The sequence below is a fragment of the Rheinheimera baltica genome, assembly GCF_030731985.1.
Taxonomy (GTDB): domain Bacteria; phylum Pseudomonadota; class Gammaproteobacteria; order Enterobacterales; family Alteromonadaceae; genus Alishewanella; species Alishewanella baltica.
This window is the reverse complement of sequence record NZ_JAPJDY010000003.1, coordinates 95080-111965: the sequence shown is the minus strand read 5'-3', so window position 1 is coordinate 111965 and position 16886 is coordinate 95080. Positions and strand designations below refer to the sequence as shown.

The following is a 16886-nucleotide window of genomic DNA, read 5'->3' as shown; positions in this document are numbered from 1 at the left end:
CTTTGTGGTTACTCATAGAAACCTCATTCACAGCTCAGTCAGCACAAAAATGCGCTGGCAGGTAATGGACTATAAACAAATGCAATAACGCCATCGGTACGCCAGCGCGCTTAAAGGTGCATAACGTGATGATTCATTTTATAGTGCCCACTATTGCATTCGTTACCGCCTGAGAGACTTGCCATGCCTGACACCTCCAAAGCCCATACTAGCCAAGCCAGCCTGCCGCGTAATTTGGGGGTATGGAGCCTGTGGTTGCTGGTGGTAAATGGATTAATAGGCGCAGGTATTTTTGGCTTACCCGGCGGCGCAGCTAAACTCGCTGGCGAATTTAGCCCGCTAATTTACCTTTTTTGCGCTCTGTTAATCCTGCCGATACTGCTTAGCATGGCGGAAGTAGCCAGTTATTTTCGGGGTAGTGGTGGCCCGGTACGCTATGGTACGGCGGCGTTTGGACCTTTTATTGGTTTTCAGGCCGGTTGGTTGTATTACATTGCCCGTTTGGTATCGTTTGCCGCTAACACCGTGCTGTTAGTAGACAGTATTGGCTACTTTTGGCCTGACGCCACCACAGGCATTAACCGTTGGCTGTTACTTAGCCTTATTGTCACCAGCCTTACACTGCTTAATATCGTTGGTTCCGTGCGTACCATGCGCTCGCTGGCCGGTTTAACGCTTATTAAGTTTCTGGTGCTGGTTATGCTTGTCGTCGCCGGCGTTATCTCACTTGGCACTATGGTATTGCCCAGTATGCATATCGGCAGTGTGTTTAGTGGTGAACATACTTATAATTTTGGTGCAGCAACCTTGTTACTGATTTATGCCTTTGTTGGCTTTGAATCTGTGGTGGTACCGGCCGGTGAAGCAACAAACCCCGCCCGCGATATTCCCCGCGCGTTAATTCTGGGGCTTGCCATGGTTACTTTACTCTATATAGGCATTCAACTGGTTAGCGTAGCCGCCGTGCCAGCTATCGCCAGCTCCAGCACACCGCTGCTGGACGTTGCCAACACCTTGTTTGGCAGTGTCGGCGCGCTAGTATTAATGCTGGGTGTAGTCGCCTCTGTTGCAGCGAACTTATTGGGCGCTATTTTCTCCACGCCACGTGCCAGTTTCGCACTGGCAGAGGACGGTAGCCTGCCCGCCTGGTTTGGTCAGGTAAATGCGCGCTTTTTAACGCCGGCAAATTCGATTGCCTTTTTTGGTGCACTGGCACTGCTGCTTACGTTGTATGGTTCTTTTTTATGGCTGGCGGCTGCCACGGTATTAACCCGAGTACTACTCTACAGCCTAACCTGTGCAGCAGTGCCTATACTGAGACCCAAAATGGCCACATCGACCAGTTTTGTCTTAGCCGGTGGCTATGTTATCCCGCTGCTGGGCATTGCTGCCTGTGGCTGGCTAGCGCTGCAAATCAGCTTAGCATCGGCCATCGTTTCAGCATTGTTTGTTCTACTGGGCACAGTGCTTTACTGGCTGGCCAGGTGGCAAAACCGCAAAATATCATCTACAAAAAGTTAACCTTAGGTTATAGTATTGCGCTGTCACTGCACCAGAAGGAGTAAGGTGTTGCAAACCAGCCAGCTATTAATCCAGTTAATGTTGTACGTCTTTTTACCGTTGTGGGGTATTGCCGGTTTTGTTGACTGGTGCTGCCATCGGGCAACCCGCATTGAACATACTTCTGGCTTAAAAGAATCTCTCGTGCATTCTTTGATGGGCCTGCAAATGGCGTTGCCGATACTGCTGTGCTTACTGTTTCAGGTTAATGTCCTTATTTTGCTTATTTGCATTGCAGCCTGGCTGGCACACGAAGCCGTGGCACATTACGACGTGCACTATGCCGCGCCAAAGCGCCACATCAGTGTATGGGAAATGCATGCACACAATTATCTGGCTACATTACCACTGTATATGTTGTTGCTTATTGTGGTGATTAACTGGCCCATTTTTATCAAGCTGATAACGTTGGACTGGCAGGGACAATTTTCCTTTACTCCAATGCCTTATGCTCATGGCGGTGACGGCTATCTGCCCTACTATCTGGGCTTTATGGCGATTGTTTGTGTCTTGCCGTATATGGAAGAAAATCTGCGCTGTTTGCGAGTGGCTTTACAGCGTAAAGGAGAAGCAGCTTGAGCGTATTTATTACCAGTAGCGGCCACTTTTTACCCGGCCCGCCGATAGATAACACCCAAATTGAAACGGTATTAGGCTGTGTGCATGGTAAGCCCAGCAGGCTAAAAAGACGCATCTTGCAATCCAATGGTATCAAAACCCGCCATTACGCTATGGATGCGAATCACACCACTTTTATATCTAACAGTGCCATGGCCGCACAAGCTGCCGAGCATTGTTTGCAACAAAGCTTTCTGGGGAAACGCCACATCAGGATGTTAAGCGTCGCGACCAGTCAAGGCGACTTAGTGCTGCCGGGCTTTGGCTCTATGGTACAAGCCGAGCTTGGGCTTAGTGATATTGAGCTGCATAGCAGCCATGGCATTTGTTCCAGCAGCATGATGGCGCTAAAAGCCGCTTACACCAATTTAAAAGCCGGTGAGCAGACCAATGCTCTTGTTGTGGCCAGCGAGCTGACATCACGTTTATTTAAAGCCAGTCGCTACGAGGCGGCCGGGGCTGAAGTTGACTTTAACGCCGAATTTTTGCGCTGGATGTTGTCAGACGGCGCGGGCGCGCTGCTATTAGAGCAAACGCCGCGTGGCCAATGTTTTCGTATCGACTGGATCCGCAGTTTTTCCCATGCCGATGCCTACCCGGTGTGCATGAGTGTTGGTTATCCAACCTCGGGGCAAGATCAGCGCAGCTGGCAAGACTATCCCACCTACGCTGAGGCAGAGGCCGCCGGTGCTTTGCTTATTCGCCAGGATGTCAGGCTATTAGAGAATATCGTTAAGCTTGGCGTAGATGGTTATTTACGCTTGATTGCCGAGGGCAAAGTGCAACCAGACAAGGTTAATCATGTACTGTGTCACTATTCGTCACATTACTTTCGCGACAAAATATTCGACATGATGCAGCGCGCTGGCGTAGGTATCCCTGAAGACAAGTGGTACAGCAATTTATACAGCCGCGGCAACACGGGCTGCGCCTCCATTTTTATTATGCTAGACGAATTTCGCCGCACGCAGACATACCGTACCGGTGACACCATATTATGTATGGTGCCAGAAAGTGGCCGCTTTAATAATGCCTATATGCAACTGACTGTCGTGGAGGCTTGAATGACAGAACACGTTTTAACCCCGCAAGCCCAACAATGCTTACAATCATTAATGCGGGTTTGGTTTGAATTTGAACGCCAACTAGGCCGGGTGCCACTCATCCAGCGCTTGGACCGCGGCCAGTTTAGTAAAGCGGACTACTGCCAGCTATTACTCAACTGGCGCCAACAGGTTATCGAAGGCTCGCGTTGGATCAGTCGTTGCGCGTCCAGCTTCGATCGCAGTTTTAGCGATGTACGCTCTGTTATCATTGGCCATGCCCGGGAAGAGCATCGCGATTATGAAATGCTGGAGCAAGATTATGTTGCAGCAGGTGGGCAATTAACAACAATACAAACCGCGCCACGCAATATTGGCACCGAAGCCTTGCATGGCTTTTTAATGTATCGCGCTAGCCAACCCAACCCGGTAGATCTTGTCGGTGCCATGTGGATTATTGAAGGCCTGGGGCAAAAAATGGCCAATAGCTGGGCAGCACAAATTGATCACACTACCGGCGGTGACGGCAGTTACACCCGTTTTATGCGCTACCACGGCAACAACGACGACGGCCATATGCAAAAGCTGTATCAGCTAATAGACCGCTTGTGCCAAAGCCCACAGCAATTGAACGATATAGAGCGAACCGCTCGTGTTACCGCCCGGCTGTATTGTTTGCAACTGGAAGAAAGTGAAAATGAGTAAAAAAACCAGCGCGTATTTAAACGCCATTGCTAATGATAATTCATTGCCCATCGAGCAAGCGGCACTGGATCTTTGGTTGAAAGATTTACAAAATCCACTGCGCTGGGGCGTGCGTCCGTTACTGCAATTTATCTTCGCCATGCTGTTACATATTATTTGGTTTTTTAAACGCTTACCGTTACCGCAGTTTAGCGCTCACAAACATCTGCAAAAGCTGATTTGCTGGTTTTGCAGCCACTTTGTCAGCCGTGAAGCTAACCTGTTAATTTTGCGACACTACGCGACAGAGTCTAATATCCTTAACTTTTTAGCTGCCAACAGCCCTGGCAGCCCAGCTAACCTTGTAAATTTATACCCTAAAAGCATTGCCGATATGCAGCACGCCAGCTTCGTAGACCATGATCAAGAGCTGTTTCGTTTGTTTGCTGAGCTGGGCAGTTGGCACCATCCCGAACAGCCGCTAAAGCCCACTGAGCTAAACTGGCAACAATGGCAACCTATTGATATGTCGTCGTTTCAGTTAACAGAGAAACGCACACAGTGGCTTGATTTTGAAAGCGCTCATGCACTCTTTATGTGTTTATTCTGCCTGTTACTAACCCGCGAAGAATACCGCGATGCCATCAATGGTTTTAACTTGGATCAGTCCATAGCCAAACGTATAGCGGATCTGATTGGCGACAACACCCTGACAGAAATGGCATACAACAAATACCCGCATTATTTGGTTGGGCCCTGGAATTTGGGACAACGGTTCTTAATGCATGGTTTTTTTACCGAGCACCTGTATGCCTATTTGGAGCAACGTCGCCAACGCCAGGAGCAATAGCCAATGAAAACGGTGGCCCTTGTCACGTTACACGGTATGGGAGAAACCCAGCCTGATTATGCCGATGAACTATTTCAGCGACTGCAGCAAAGCCTTTCTCAGCAAGCGCAACAGCTATATTGCAACACCGTTTATTACCAAGACTTATTAGAATACAACGAAAAACGGGTTTGGCAGGCACTTGGCTCAAGGCTACGCTGGAGCAAATTGCGCCGCTTTATGTTGTTTGGCTTTGCTGATGCCGCAGCGCTGGAACATCGTAAAGAGCAGCCACACAGCCTTTACCATTACAGCCAGCTAAAAATTGCCCGCGCACTCTACCTGGCAAAACAACAACTCAGCCAGGATGGCAAGCTGGTGATATTAGCGCACTCCTTGGGATGTCATGTGCTGTCATGTTATTTGTGGGATGCACAACAAGCCAAGAAAGGCATTAAGCCTGCAGCAGGCATATGGCAGGACATAACCCGTTATCAAGCAGGCATCAGTGGTGATACACCATTGTCAGCAGTTGATATAGCCTTCTTACGTGGTGACCGTCTAACAGCGCTTTTCACCACGGGGTGTAATATTCCTATTTTTGTTGCCGCTCACGCCATGGAGCAAATTATTCCGTTTAACAAACCCAATAATGAATTTGTCTGGCACAACTACTTCGATAAGGATGATGTGCTGGGTTGGCCCTTGGCTGACTTATCACCAGGCTATGCTGAATTAGTTGACGATATTGAAGTGAACGCCAGCGGCGGCTTTTTCGGATGGCTGGCGGCCAGTTGGAACCCGCTGTCGCACAATCAATATTGGCAAGAACAACGCTTATTACAGCACTTAACAAAAAAGCTCTCGGCTTTAATCTAAAGGCTAAATTGCGTTTTTACATCAAAGAGCAATCTAATGTGCAACTTTAGTTTACAAATCGCCCTGTTTATTAAGAAATTTAGCTTAAAAAATCGCTTTAAATTGTTTTTTAATGGAGATATGCTCGAGAGTCCATCTGCTTTTTTACATTTGTAATTTAATGATCGGAAATAAAAAAGATAATTTTTGCTGGAACCAGAGGAATAACCATTGAAAACACATAATAACTATTTGAAATCCATAGTTGCAGTCTCCGTTGCTGCTGCTATCTCGGGCCACGTGTCCGCCATTGACTTTACCGACGTAAAGCCTTACAGCCCTGAGATCGTTAAAACAACGCAAAACGATAAAGTTATTAAAGGCTCTCAGTTAAAACAGTCATTCCCAAATTACTATATCGTTAAATTAGAACAGTCACCGTTAAGTGCCGTGGCTAGCGCAGATGTTGCGAGCAAAGCGAAGCTTGGCAACAAGCTTGACATGACCTCATCAGCCGTCAAGTCACAAGCATCCTTATTACAAGCTGAAAGATCTGCATTTGCGTCTACATTAAAATCGGCATTACCCAACGCAAAAGTCGATCGTCATTATGACACCGTAATGAATGCCGTGGTCGTTGCTTCTGACAAAGACATCTACGATACGCTGCGTGCGATGAAAGGCGTAACTGCAGTATACAAAGAAGAAATGTACTATGAGTCGATGGATGCCTCATTAAACATTGTTAAAGCACAACAAGTATGGGAAAGCTTAGGTGGCAGCATGAACGCCGGTAAAGGTGTCAAAGTTGCGATCATCGATGGCGGTATTCGTCCGGAAAACCCCATGTTTTCAGGTGAAAACTTTACTAAGCCAGATGGCTTACCTGACACAGATTACTGTAGCGAATTTGATCAAGCATTCTGTAATGATAAGTTAGTTTTAGCACGTTACAGCACGCCAACATTTGTAACTCACCCTGACGAATACATGAGCCCGCTAGGTTTAGGCGGCCATGGTACACACGTTGCGGGTACGGCTGCAGGTAACCCGGTTACCATTAAGTTTAATGGTCAAACTGAAATTGTACCTAAAGATGCTGATGGCAATCCGGTAGAAGACGGTTTTTCTGAAGTAACTATTTCTGGTGTCGCGCCAGGTGCTTATATTATGGCGTATAAAGCGCTGTTCCAAACACCAGCCAACCGCGGTAGTGGTTCAAACGTAATGTTGCTTGAAGCACTTGACTGGGCGGTAAAAGACGGCGCAGATGTTATCAACAACTCATGGGGCGGTGGCGCCGGTGCAGATCCAGCAACCAGTCCATATCAAGTTGCCTTTAAAGCAGCAGAAGATGCTGGCGTAGTTGTTGTTACAGCAGCCGGTAATGATGGCCCAGGTGCGCAAACTATTGGTTGCCCGTCATGTATTGAAAGCGGTTTATCAGTAGCAAGTACCACGCACGGTCGTTTCTTTGCCAACACAATCCAAATTAATGGTGGCGACGATATCCTAGCGGTAGCCAGCAGTGGTTCGGGCTTTGTAGGTTTGGAAGGCGATATTACAGGGCCACTCATGTCTGCAGCTATGGCCGACCCAGAAAATGCATTAGGCTGTGTAGCATTCCCGGCAGAAACGTTTAAGGATGCGGTAGCATTAATTTCTCGTGGTGCCTGTGCATTTAGCAACAAAATAGATAACGCAATGAATGCCGGTGCAGTGGGCGTGGTGGTTTACAACAGCGCAGCGGGCGAGCCGATTACTATGGCCGCACCAGACACCACGTTACCAGCAGTAATGATTTCTAAAGCCAGCGGCGAGAACATTGAAGCGATGTTCGATGGTGAAGCAGCTGTTTCTGTTGTTATTGAAAGCAATACCAAGCGCGTAGTTGATGCTGAATTTGCTAACCTGATGAGTGATTTCTCATCTCGTGGTCCTAACGGTGACTCTGGCAGCTTAAAGCCGGATATCGCAGCGCCTGGCAGCTCAATTTTGTCAGCGACTTCACCTGATGAAAATGCTGAAGGCAGCGCGTACGGCTTGAAAAGCGGTACATCAATGGCTTCTCCGCACGTAGCGGGTGCCGCGGCCATTATGAAACAACTGCATCCAGACTGGACTGCTGTTGAAATTAAAACCGCATTAACCTCTTCGTCTGTTTACGACGGCTTAAAAAAAGAAGATGGTTCAGCGCCAGCAACACCATTTGATTTGGGTGCAGGCCGTTTAGACCTGACACGTGCTACCGCTGCAGCGTTAAGCTTTGACAAACCATCTTGGGCACAAGACCCTTGTATAGCCAGCTGTGATGTAACGCGCACCCTGCGTAACATGGCTGATTCTGATGCTACTTGGACAGCGACTGTAGAGTTTGATGACCCGGCCATTCAAGCAGAATTAAGCAATGATACCTTTACGTTAGGTGCAATGGGTTCTGACACAGACTCTGCTGAATTCATGTTAGCGGTAGATACGTCCTCTTCAACTTACGGTACCTGGCAGTTTGGCCGCATTAACTTTGCATCAAACGACAGCTCAGTGCCAACAGCGACCATGCCAATTGCGTTATATGTATCAGAAACTCCTGATGCAGCATCTATCGCAACAGCGGGTTCTGGCACACTTAGCCCAGCTAAAGCGCTTGATGTAGCTGCGTTTTTCAGCAACAAAACTTTCGAAGATCAAATCAGCGTTGAAATCTCTGCACCACAAGGTACTAAGATTGTTGCTGATTCAGAAATGTCTGCGGTGTCAAACGGTGCTGAGTTCTTACTTGATGCCTCTGAAAACCGTGTTGCCTGGACAGGTAACCTGAATGTTGGACGCTTTACCACACAGAGCTTCGCTGGCTTTAATACCTCGATTAAAGATTTAGGTGTTACCGCATACGCTTGCCCAGGTGAATGTGACGAGTTCTCAGCAACATTCAACTTAGCCGGTTTAGGTGGTTATGTATACAACGGCACCGTTTATAACCTTATCACTGTAAGTGACAACGGCATTGTTATAGCTGGTGGTGGTGATACAACGGGCTCTTTTGCCAACCAACAATTGCCGTCGTCTGTTGCACCAAACAATGTGTTAGCGTCAATGTGGTCAGATTTTGACTTAGCTGGCGGTGCTAGCGGTGCAGGTACATTACATATTGGTTTAGTGTCTGACTATGTGGTATTTGAATGGAATGATGTTGAGCTGTGGGACAATGCTGCGGCTGGTCGCTTTACCTTCCAAACATGGGTCAAACTAGGTGGCACAGAACAAGATGTGTTCTTTGATTACTTACGTGTAGATTCTGTACCAGCGAACGTAACCGTTGGTGCTGAAGATGCAACAGGTAGTGCGGGTACTTCACGCTTCTATAACGGAACCGGTACGGCTCCAGCTGCGGGCACAGCAGTGCAACTAAACAACATCGTTGGTGGTTCACTGCAACTAGGTTACCAGTTAGAAACTGACGGCATGCTTGATTTAGGTGTTGCTGACACAATAACTGTTGCTGAAGACGCCGTATCTGACGCTATTGATGTATTGGCAAATGATGCTGATAACGCAAGCAAAGTAATCAACATTAAAGTGATGAGCGGCGGCGAATCACTGCACGCTGTTAACAAAATCAATGTAGCTGCAGATGGCATGATCTCAGGCGTAAGCATTGTATCTGAGCCAATGAATGGTGCAGTAGCAGTAGATGACGCTGGCATGTTAGTTTACACGCCTAACGCTAACTTCAATGGTACTGACAGCTTCACGTACACTGCTGAAGATGAAAGCGGCACTGAGTTAGCACCTACGGTAGTAAACGTAGTGGTAACGCCAATGAATGATGCACCAACCTTAACAGCAGGCGCATCACAGTCGGTTGAAGAAGGTAAGAGTGTTACGCTGAGCGTTACCGGTGCTGATATTGACGGCGATACGCTAACGTACACCTGGACGCAAACAGCAGGTCCATCTGTAAGCGTAAGTTCAACGTCTAACAGCGTTACATTTACAGCTCCTGAAGTAAGTAGCGACTCAACAGTTACGTTCTCGGTTGTTGCAAGCGACGGTACGGTATCAACCTCTGCGGTTAGCGTATCAGCGACTGTGACGAATAAGAAAGAAAGCAGCAGCGGTGGTGCATTAGGCTGGTTAAGCCTGTTGTTAGTCCCATTAGCTGGTTTAAGATTACGTCGTAAACTTCGTAAAGCTTAAGCTTATTGCTTAGCAAAAAGCCTCCTTAATGGAGGCTTTTTTTTGCGCTTTAGTTAACTGGACACGTCGCTACACGTTAGGTCTATCTTTTAAAAACTCAGGTTTAATTAAAGGCAGTTATTCACATAAGCAAGTCACAATGTAAGTTAGTTACCGCACAATATTTAACTATTTTGGTTAATACTAAAGGTAGGATTATTTATAGGGTAAATACACCGTTACCACCAAACCACCGTAAGCATGGTTGTGTAGGGTAATGTCACCATGGTGCATATCGACAATCTTTTTAATAATTGCCAGGCCTAAACCAGAACCACCACTGCCGCGAGCCACATCGCCCTGGGTAAACGGTTCAAACATGGCTTTCATTTGCTCTTCCGGAATACCGGGGCCATGGTCACGTATTTGTAAATATATCCGTTTGCGATTGCGTTCAAAACCGGTAGAAATTTCAATATCACCGTCACTATAACGCAGCGCATTTTCTAAAAGATTATTCAATAAGCGCTTGATAGCGATCCGTCTTAACGTTAATTCAGGTATGTCGCTGGCCAACTGCGTGACAATATTACGTTGTTGCAAATGCTCGGCTTGCACCAATTCCATGACCAATGTGTTGAGGTTTTCTTTTTGACCAGATTCTTCTTTATGGTGGCGTAGATAATCAATGAATTGGTCAATAATGGCGTTCATGTCATCGATGTCATTAACAATACCATCGCGGATCCAGTTGTCTGGCTCGTCCATCATCTCGGAGGCTAAGCGGATACGCGTAAGGGGTGTGCGCAGGTCATGGGAAACACCGGCCATTAATAGTGCCCGGTCTTGCTCTAACTGACGAATGCCTCGTGCCATGTAATTAAAGGCTTTGGTTACAGCAATCACTTCTGTGGAGCCTTTGTTTTCAGCAAGCGGTGGTGGGAATTCACCTCGCCCCACCTGCAATGCCGCTTGCTGCAAACTTTTTAACGGCCGGTTTAACTGACGGGCAAACAACCAACCGCCGCCCACACTTAACACACCAATCATTAATAAATAAAACGTTAGGGGAGAAAAGTCTGTTTCATCCAGTCCGGTAAGTGGCACTTTAACCCAATAATGCGGTGCTTGCGGAGGGCGCACCCAAAATGCATACGTCTCGCCCTGTGCTACCCGCACCTCGGCCGTACCGCCCAATTCACGCGACATAAGATCAGAAAAATAACCGTAATAACTGGCTTCAGCCAAACCTTGCTGCATGGCTTGCTGCTCGGTATACACCTCAATACCTGTCGCCTGTTGAAAGCGACTTGTTAGCTCTGTAGACAGCACCGGCTGTGCGTGGCCAACATCAATAAACACCACTTTTATTTGTTTGGCGATCAGGTGGTTTATTTGCTGTGTTGTCGGCTTGATAACATAAAATGCCACCGACAGGTACGATACCAACTGATTAATCAACAGCAAAAAGCCAATTAAAAAAACCGTCTGGCCAAAAGCACTACGTGGTAATAAACGCATCTAGGTTACGCTACCATCCGGCACAAACACATAACCCAGCCCCCATACTGTTTGAATATAACGGGGGTTTGCAGCGTCATCCTCCAGCATGCGGCGCAAACGCGACACCTGCACGTCAATGCTGCGTTCCATGGCAGAATAATCCCGGCCGCGCGCCTGGTTCATTAGCTTGTCGCGGGACAACGGCTCACGCGGGTGGCTGACTAATACTTTTAACACCGCATATTCGCCACTGGTTAGTGGCAATAACTCGTCACCTTTGCGCATTTCTCGGGTGGCCAGGTTAAATTTAAACGGACCAAATTCCACCACGCCTTCTGCCTGGCTAGGTGCGCCAGGTAACTCTTTGCTTTTACGCCGCATTACGGCGCGAATGCGCGCCAATAACTCACGCGGATTAAACGGCTTAGGCAGGTAGTCGTCTGCGCCCATCTCCAGACCAATAATGCGGTCTACCTCGTCGCCTTTGGCGGTAAGCATAATAATAGGAATTTCGTTTTCCTGCTGGCGCAGGCGGCGACAAATTGATAAACCATCTTCACCCGGCAACATTAAGTCCAGCACCACTAAATGAAAGTTTTCCCGCTCCATTAAGCGCTGCATCTGCTCATAGTTGGCCACGCTACGTACAATGTAACCTTGCTCTACTAAATAACGATCGAGTAACGCACGCAGACGCATATCGTCGTCAACAACAAGAATTTTAGGGGTTTCTGAACTGGCCATAGTGAAGTCTCCACAATATTTGCTTCACTATAAACGAAAAAACTGCCGCGGCGAAAAACCTTGGCAGTTCTTTGTGTTACAAAGTTTGTCTGGTTATTTTTGTTCGTTAACCGGTACGCGCTTCATCGGTGGGTTCAACCATACCACATGGCCGGTATGCGCCTGGGTACGGGTTAAACTATTTGCCTGTTCGGCTAAATCAGTGTCAACAACATAGGTATAGTTTGCCGGTGCTGTAGAACAGCCTGCTAACGTCATTACTGCTACTGCCATTAATACGCTTATTACTTTGGTTTTCATGCGCTTCGCCTCTTATTACGTCGTAATCCAACTATAGCCAAGGGCGCCGCAGCTGGCTAGCATATTTTTGTGACACCTAAATGACAGCGATGAAATATTATTTAAATAATTTTATGCCATTGTTTATTATAGGTTTATTAATGAAAGCCAACCTTATAAAAAATTCTATCGTCAAATTTATGGCACTGAGATAGCGGCTAAAGGTAAAAAACTGCTACCATCCAACGTAAGAATTTCTGGTATTTAAGCGACGAATGCGCACCAATTTGATCACACCCGAGGGCCTGGAAGCTCTGCAACAAGAGCTGAATTATTTATGGCGCGAACAGCGCCCTGACGTCACCGCCAAAGTAGCCTGGGCCGCCAGTTTGGGTGACCGCAGCGAGAACGCCGACTACAAAGAAAACAAGCGCTTGCTGCGGCAAATAGATTCAAGAATACGCTTTTTGCGAAAGCGAATCGAAGCCGTAAGAGTTGTTGAGTATTCACCACAACAAGACGGCAGGGTGTTTTTTGGCGCCTGGGTCGAGATTGAAAACGAGCAAGGCGAGCAATTAACGTTTCGTATCGTCGGGCCGGATGAAATTTACCGCCGCAAAGATTACATTTCTATCGACTCACCTATGGCGCGGGCGTTGCTGAAAAAAGCTGTGGATGACGACGCACTGGTGCCAACACCGACCGGGCAAAAATTGTGGTTTATCAATAGCATTAGTTATCAAAATACTACCGTTTAGCCGGTTACACCACGAACCTGTCAATCAGCCCATTAAGCTCAGTAGAAAGTTGACGCAAACGCACGCTAAACCCGGCCAGTGACGCGGCTGACTCAGCGCTGTCATCTACAAGGTGCGCCACACTATGCACACTTTCGCCAAGGTGCTGTACCACCGAGGCCTGCTCGTCAGTTGCGGTTGCCACCTCACGGTTTAACTGATCTAACTGCTTAATACCATCGACAATGTGCTGCAGTTCAGCCGTAGCAAGCTGCATAGATTTTGCACTGTCACTGGCTTTTTGTTTGCCGTCCTGCGCAATAATTACTGCACTTTGCGACTCAGACTGCAGTTGATCAATCATTTGTTGAATTTCGTCGGTAGCACTTGCCGCACGCTGTGCAAGCTGGCGTACTTCGTCAGCTACCACCGCAAACCCCCGGCCTTGCTCTCCTGCGCGCGCAGCTTCAATAGCGGCATTAAGTGCCAACAAATTGGTTTGCTCTGAAATAGCCCGTATAACACTAAGAATAGAGCCAATTTTGTCTGAGTTAGCCGCTAAAGCGCCAACTGCTGCAGCAATATTGTCGACTTGCAAAGTAAGCTTTTGCAGGCTGTCGCTGGTAGTGCCAATTACCTCAAGCCCACGGCTGGCGTTTTGGTTGGTGTGATCTGCCGTATCCGCTGCACGCAACGCATTAGCCGCAACCGCGCCAATGGTATTAGACAACTGTTCAATTGCCGTAGCGATGCCGCTTAGACGGTCTCGTTGCTCAGAGGCTAAATCACTATTTTTGGCTGCGCTGGTGTCTACCTTTGATGCTGAGCTTTGCAGCTCTTCGCTTTGGTTATGTAATTGCGTAACTAACCGATGGATTTTATCAACAAAATTATTAAAACCGCTGCCTATCTGGCGCATTTCCAACGCACCATCCGCCGGTAAACGCTGACGTAAATCACCTTCGCCGTCGCCAATGCTCACCAGTGTTTCGGCAACAGAGTGCAAACGACGGGTAAGTGAACTGGCCAAAATCCAGGCCAGTACGCCAGCAATCACAACAGCAGCAAGGCCAGCTAACAATAAGGTATTGCGCAGCGTTTCTACCGGCGCCAGCACTTCAGGTAACGGCACCTGGGCTACCACCGACCAGCTGGTACCTTGCACCGGCACACTCACCAATAATTGCTGCTCTGTGGTTTCGGTAACCAAAGATTTGCTATTGATAAGCTTACCCGCCACGTCAGCACCATAGCGCTGCAGTATGGTTTGGCCACCAATTTGCTTCGCATCTGGGTGAATAATGACATTACCTGCGCTATCAGCAATATAAACCAAGCCGGTTTCAGCAATACGCACATTACGTAAAAACGTTACCAATTGCCGCAGTGACAACGCAATACCCGACAAACCCCGACCATTCACTTGTTGATAGTTTACGAACATGCGGGTAATACCGTTCGGTTCCGTAAACAAACTTACATTAGTGGGCTGGTTAGAATCTCGAAACGCATAAAACCAACCGTCTTGTTCATGATTTAAGGTGCGTAAAAAACCATCCTGATTCCAATAGCGGGCGCTTTGCCTGTCGGCCCAGGAGGCTGCATCAAGCTGAAGTTGCTGCTTAACATTACGAATTTGCGTTAACAGTAAGGCTTCTTCATCAGCCGGGAAACCCGCCTCTGCCCAGCGCAATATGTAGGGGTTCTCAGCCAGTTGCTGCGTTGCCGCCGTCATCTGATTTATTTGGCCTTCCAGCGTCAAGCTTACCTGGCGCACAACTGAGGGCATTTCATGCTGCAGCATTCGTGTCACTACAAGCTGCCTGGACTGGTTATACGCCAGCACTCCCGTAAGGGCTGAGCTAAGCAATATAAGACCAACCAAGGCCAATACAAACTGCTGCTTTACCGTTAAATTTTTGAAATTACCCATTACATGTACACCCATACAGCTAAGTTAACCATGCCATCATACTGAAAATATCTTCATGGCTAAAACGTTTTCTACAACCCTGATGCAGGGGCTAAATTCGTCGGGGTCCTGATTGTTCATGCTTACTGCGCAACAGTTAGAGCCGTATTACTGAACACTGAAATATAAAGGGGGCAACTTGGCGCATGTTTAATTGCCACTGCCCTTGTTTCAATTATTTTTTATATCAGAAATTTTCCAGCCTTTGCCGACTCGCTTAAACTCGACGTGTGGCCAGCCATTAATTAGATTTTCCCGCACGACTGTCACTTTGTTCGGCCCATCATGCTCAAACCTCTCAACCTGGCATTCTCTTGTGTAGCCCCAGCCGTAAAACTGAAATCGATGAATAAAGTCATCTTCGCTTTCAGCAAATTGCTGTTTGTATTCGTCTGTCATTAAGGCAATAAGTGACGACACGTTTTTAACGCCATCACTTTTTGTAAACTCGAGAATTTGCTGAACAAAAGCTAAGTAGAGTGTTTTTACATCTGTAATTTCACTCTGTTCTTGCGCGATACTCTGTGCATGGACTTGTGTTAAAAACGTTACTATATCTGTGTTTTTGCAGTCTTTAGCGACTAAAAGGGGGTTTCTATTTCTATTACTCGTATTGGTGTCTACATTATCAGCTACCAATATTTTCAGCTCATCTAAACGGTTATATAACGCGCAGTAATAGGCACAATTCTCTAAATCTTGCTTAGACAACCCCTCTGCCGCCGCATAAAGCGCGCGAAACGCTGCGCTATCACCATGTACCAAAGCAGTGATAAGGTTGGCAGGTGTATCCTGGCAGTATGCGTCATTCGGTGCCTTAAGCGCAGTAAAATCCAAAGCATCCAGCGATGCAGCAAACATATTGTTTGCCCCCGCGTACCATCGTAGGTTTCCTCCGCGATGGCATTCAAGATTAAAATTAACATCTTGCTTAAGCAGCCAGTCTATGTAGTCCTGGGTTTCATCTTCATCAACTAACATCTCGGCTAATAGCATAAGAGGTGTTAAACCGTCGTGATTTTGCGCATTTATGTTCGCACCAGCCTCAAGCAGTAACTCGGCTATCAATTTGTTTTGTACCAGGAAAATTGCGGCGAACAATGGCGTATTACCCATGGCATCTGGAACATCCGGGGCCGCACCGTGTTTTAACAGTAATTGCACCGCGTCCGGGTTCTCGGACAGGCAAGCATAATGAAGTGCGGACCGTTTAGTTTTATCAATGTATAGCTCAGTCGACAGATCAATTGCATCAGGCGCGGCACCATGCTCCAGCAATGAGCGCAACACCTTAGTATTTGCCGCATCTGCCGCGATGCATATCAAAGGAGCGCCATTAAAACAAACATTGGCGTCGGCCCCCTCGCTGAGCAATTTTTCCACAGCACGTGCGTTACCTTTGGCCACTGCAAGCCCAAGCCCGATAGCGCTGTCAGCTGCCGCAAGATATTTGTAAACCTGACCTGATGAAACAGGCTTAGTTTTATGAACAGAAAATGTTTCTTTGTCGCCAGTTTGATCAAAAAAATACTCAACAACGGCGTTTTCAATACACGGCTGTGACAAGAATTTATTAAACAGATAATCATCAAAACTCAATGTTCCGGATGAAATGTCGCCCTGGATAAGCAAACCATTGCTGTTACTTACCGCTATAGAGTAGTTTTCTCCCTGCAGAAAATTACAATCTGGAAAATGGTCTTCACAAAAAGACATTGCCGCAAAACCATCTTTCTCTGCTAAATCAATCAGCTGTAAAAAGCAATCTGCTACTGCGTCATCACTGAATTGAATTACATATCGGGCGTTAATTTCAGCCATAAATCAAAATCCATATTTTTATTTAATTAATTCGAAAAAGTACAATTAACGAAAAGATGCCT

At 47.2% G+C, this 16886-nt stretch carries 13 protein-coding genes; 8 read left to right on the top strand and 5 right to left on the bottom strand.

Features of this window, described 5'->3' with window-relative positions:
• The first annotated feature begins 183 nt into the window (after nt 1-183).
• The 7 genes from ORJ00_RS06015 (at nt 184) to ORJ00_RS05985 (ending at nt 9789) form a co-directional block, all read left to right on the top strand.
• Nucleotides 184-1521 carry an APC family permease gene (locus tag ORJ00_RS06015; protein WP_306139299.1) on the top strand — a complete coding sequence of 446 codons (1338 nt, stop codon included), beginning with the start codon at nt 184-186 and terminating at the stop codon, nt 1519-1521.
• 45 nt (nt 1522-1566) lie between these two features.
• Nucleotides 1567-2139 (top strand): diguanylate cyclase, encoded by a 573-nt coding sequence (locus ORJ00_RS06010; protein ID WP_305976511.1) that lies wholly within the window; start codon nt 1567-1569, stop codon nt 2137-2139.
• Nucleotides 2136-3242, top strand: a complete 1107-nt coding sequence (locus ORJ00_RS06005; RefSeq protein WP_306139298.1) for a beta-ketoacyl-ACP synthase III — start codon at nt 2136-2138, stop codon at nt 3240-3242. Before ORJ00_RS06010 ends, ORJ00_RS06005 begins: the two co-directional genes overlap by 4 nt.
• Nucleotides 3243-3926 (top strand): iron-containing redox enzyme family protein, encoded by a 684-nt coding sequence (locus ORJ00_RS06000; protein ID WP_306139297.1) that lies wholly within the window; start codon nt 3243-3245, stop codon nt 3924-3926. It abuts the gene before it with no gap.
• Nucleotides 3919-4755, top strand: a complete 837-nt coding sequence (locus ORJ00_RS05995) for a DUF6999 family protein (RefSeq protein ID WP_306139296.1) — start codon at nt 3919-3921, stop codon at nt 4753-4755. The genes ORJ00_RS06000 and ORJ00_RS05995 overlap by 8 nt, the downstream gene beginning before the upstream one ends.
• Nucleotides 4756-4758: 3 nt before the next feature.
• Nucleotides 4759-5613 (top strand): hypothetical protein, encoded by an 855-nt coding sequence (locus ORJ00_RS05990; RefSeq protein ID WP_306139295.1) that lies wholly within the window; start codon nt 4759-4761, stop codon nt 5611-5613.
• 210 nt (nt 5614-5823) lie between these two features.
• Nucleotides 5824-9789, top strand: a complete 3966-nt coding sequence (locus ORJ00_RS05985) for a S8 family serine peptidase (RefSeq protein ID WP_306139294.1) — start codon at nt 5824-5826, stop codon at nt 9787-9789.
• A gap of 195 nt (nt 9790-9984) precedes the next feature.
• On the opposite strand, the gene envZ is transcribed toward ORJ00_RS05985, so the two are convergent.
• The 3 genes from envZ to ORJ00_RS05970 all read right to left on the bottom strand — a co-directional run bounded on the left by envZ (nt 9985) and on the right by ORJ00_RS05970 (nt 12315).
• The gene (gene envZ, locus ORJ00_RS05980) at nt 9985-11289 is read right to left on the bottom strand and encodes a two-component system sensor histidine kinase EnvZ (RefSeq protein ID WP_306126465.1); all 1305 of its coding nucleotides are present in this window, start codon (nt 11287-11289) and stop codon (nt 9985-9987) included.
• Nucleotides 11290-12015 (bottom strand): osmolarity response regulator transcription factor OmpR, encoded by a 726-nt coding sequence (gene ompR, locus ORJ00_RS05975; protein ID WP_027672509.1) that lies wholly within the window; start codon nt 12013-12015, stop codon nt 11290-11292. It abuts the gene before it with no gap.
• Between the two features lie 93 nt (nt 12016-12108).
• Nucleotides 12109-12315 (bottom strand): hypothetical protein, encoded by a 207-nt coding sequence (locus ORJ00_RS05970; RefSeq protein ID WP_027672510.1) that lies wholly within the window; start codon nt 12313-12315, stop codon nt 12109-12111.
• Between the two features lie 254 nt (nt 12316-12569).
• Here ORJ00_RS05970 and greB point away from each other — a divergent pair, with 254 nt between their 5' ends.
• Nucleotides 12570-13052 carry a transcription elongation factor GreB gene (gene greB, locus ORJ00_RS05965; RefSeq protein ID WP_027672511.1) on the top strand — a complete coding sequence of 161 codons (483 nt, stop codon included), beginning with the start codon at nt 12570-12572 and terminating at the stop codon, nt 13050-13052.
• A 4-nt stretch (nt 13053-13056) separates the two neighbouring features.
• Here the strand turns inward: greB and ORJ00_RS05960 are convergent, their stop codons facing one another.
• Nucleotides 13057-14964, bottom strand: coding sequence for a methyl-accepting chemotaxis protein (locus tag ORJ00_RS05960; protein ID WP_306139293.1), 1908 nt, complete (start codon nt 14962-14964; stop codon nt 13057-13059).
• A gap of 210 nt (nt 14965-15174) precedes the next feature.
• A complete protein-coding gene (locus tag ORJ00_RS05955) occupies nt 15175-16824 on the bottom strand; it encodes an ankyrin repeat domain-containing protein (protein WP_306139291.1) in 1650 nt (549 codons plus the stop codon).
• Nucleotides 16825-16886: the final 62 nt, after the last annotated feature.

What these genes read in the sequence shown, in the direction of transcription:
- ORJ00_RS05960 (WP_306139293.1), bottom strand. Translation starts at nt 14,964, where the DNA reads ATGGGTAATTTCAAAAATTTAACGGTAAAGCAGCAGTTTGTATTGGCC.
- ORJ00_RS05955 (WP_306139291.1), bottom strand. Translation starts at nt 16,824, where the DNA reads ATGGCTGAAATTAACGCCCGATATGTAATTCAATTCAGTGATGACGCA.
- ORJ00_RS05995 (WP_306139296.1), top strand. Translation starts at nt 3,919, where the DNA reads ATGAGTAAAAAAACCAGCGCGTATTTAAACGCCATTGCTAATGATAAT.
- greB (WP_027672511.1), top strand. Translation starts at nt 12,570, where the DNA reads ATGCGCACCAATTTGATCACACCCGAGGGCCTGGAAGCTCTGCAACAA.
- envZ (WP_306126465.1), bottom strand. Translation starts at nt 11,289, where the DNA reads ATGCGTTTATTACCACGTAGTGCTTTTGGCCAGACGGTTTTTTTAATT.
- ORJ00_RS06000 (WP_306139297.1), top strand. Translation starts at nt 3,243, where the DNA reads ATGACAGAACACGTTTTAACCCCGCAAGCCCAACAATGCTTACAATCA.
- ORJ00_RS05990 (WP_306139295.1), top strand. Translation starts at nt 4,759, where the DNA reads ATGAAAACGGTGGCCCTTGTCACGTTACACGGTATGGGAGAAACCCAG.
- ORJ00_RS06015 (WP_306139299.1), top strand. Translation starts at nt 184, where the DNA reads ATGCCTGACACCTCCAAAGCCCATACTAGCCAAGCCAGCCTGCCGCGT.
- ompR (WP_027672509.1), bottom strand. Translation starts at nt 12,015, where the DNA reads ATGGCCAGTTCAGAAACCCCTAAAATTCTTGTTGTTGACGACGATATG.
- ORJ00_RS05970 (WP_027672510.1), bottom strand. Translation starts at nt 12,315, where the DNA reads ATGAAAACCAAAGTAATAAGCGTATTAATGGCAGTAGCAGTAATGACG.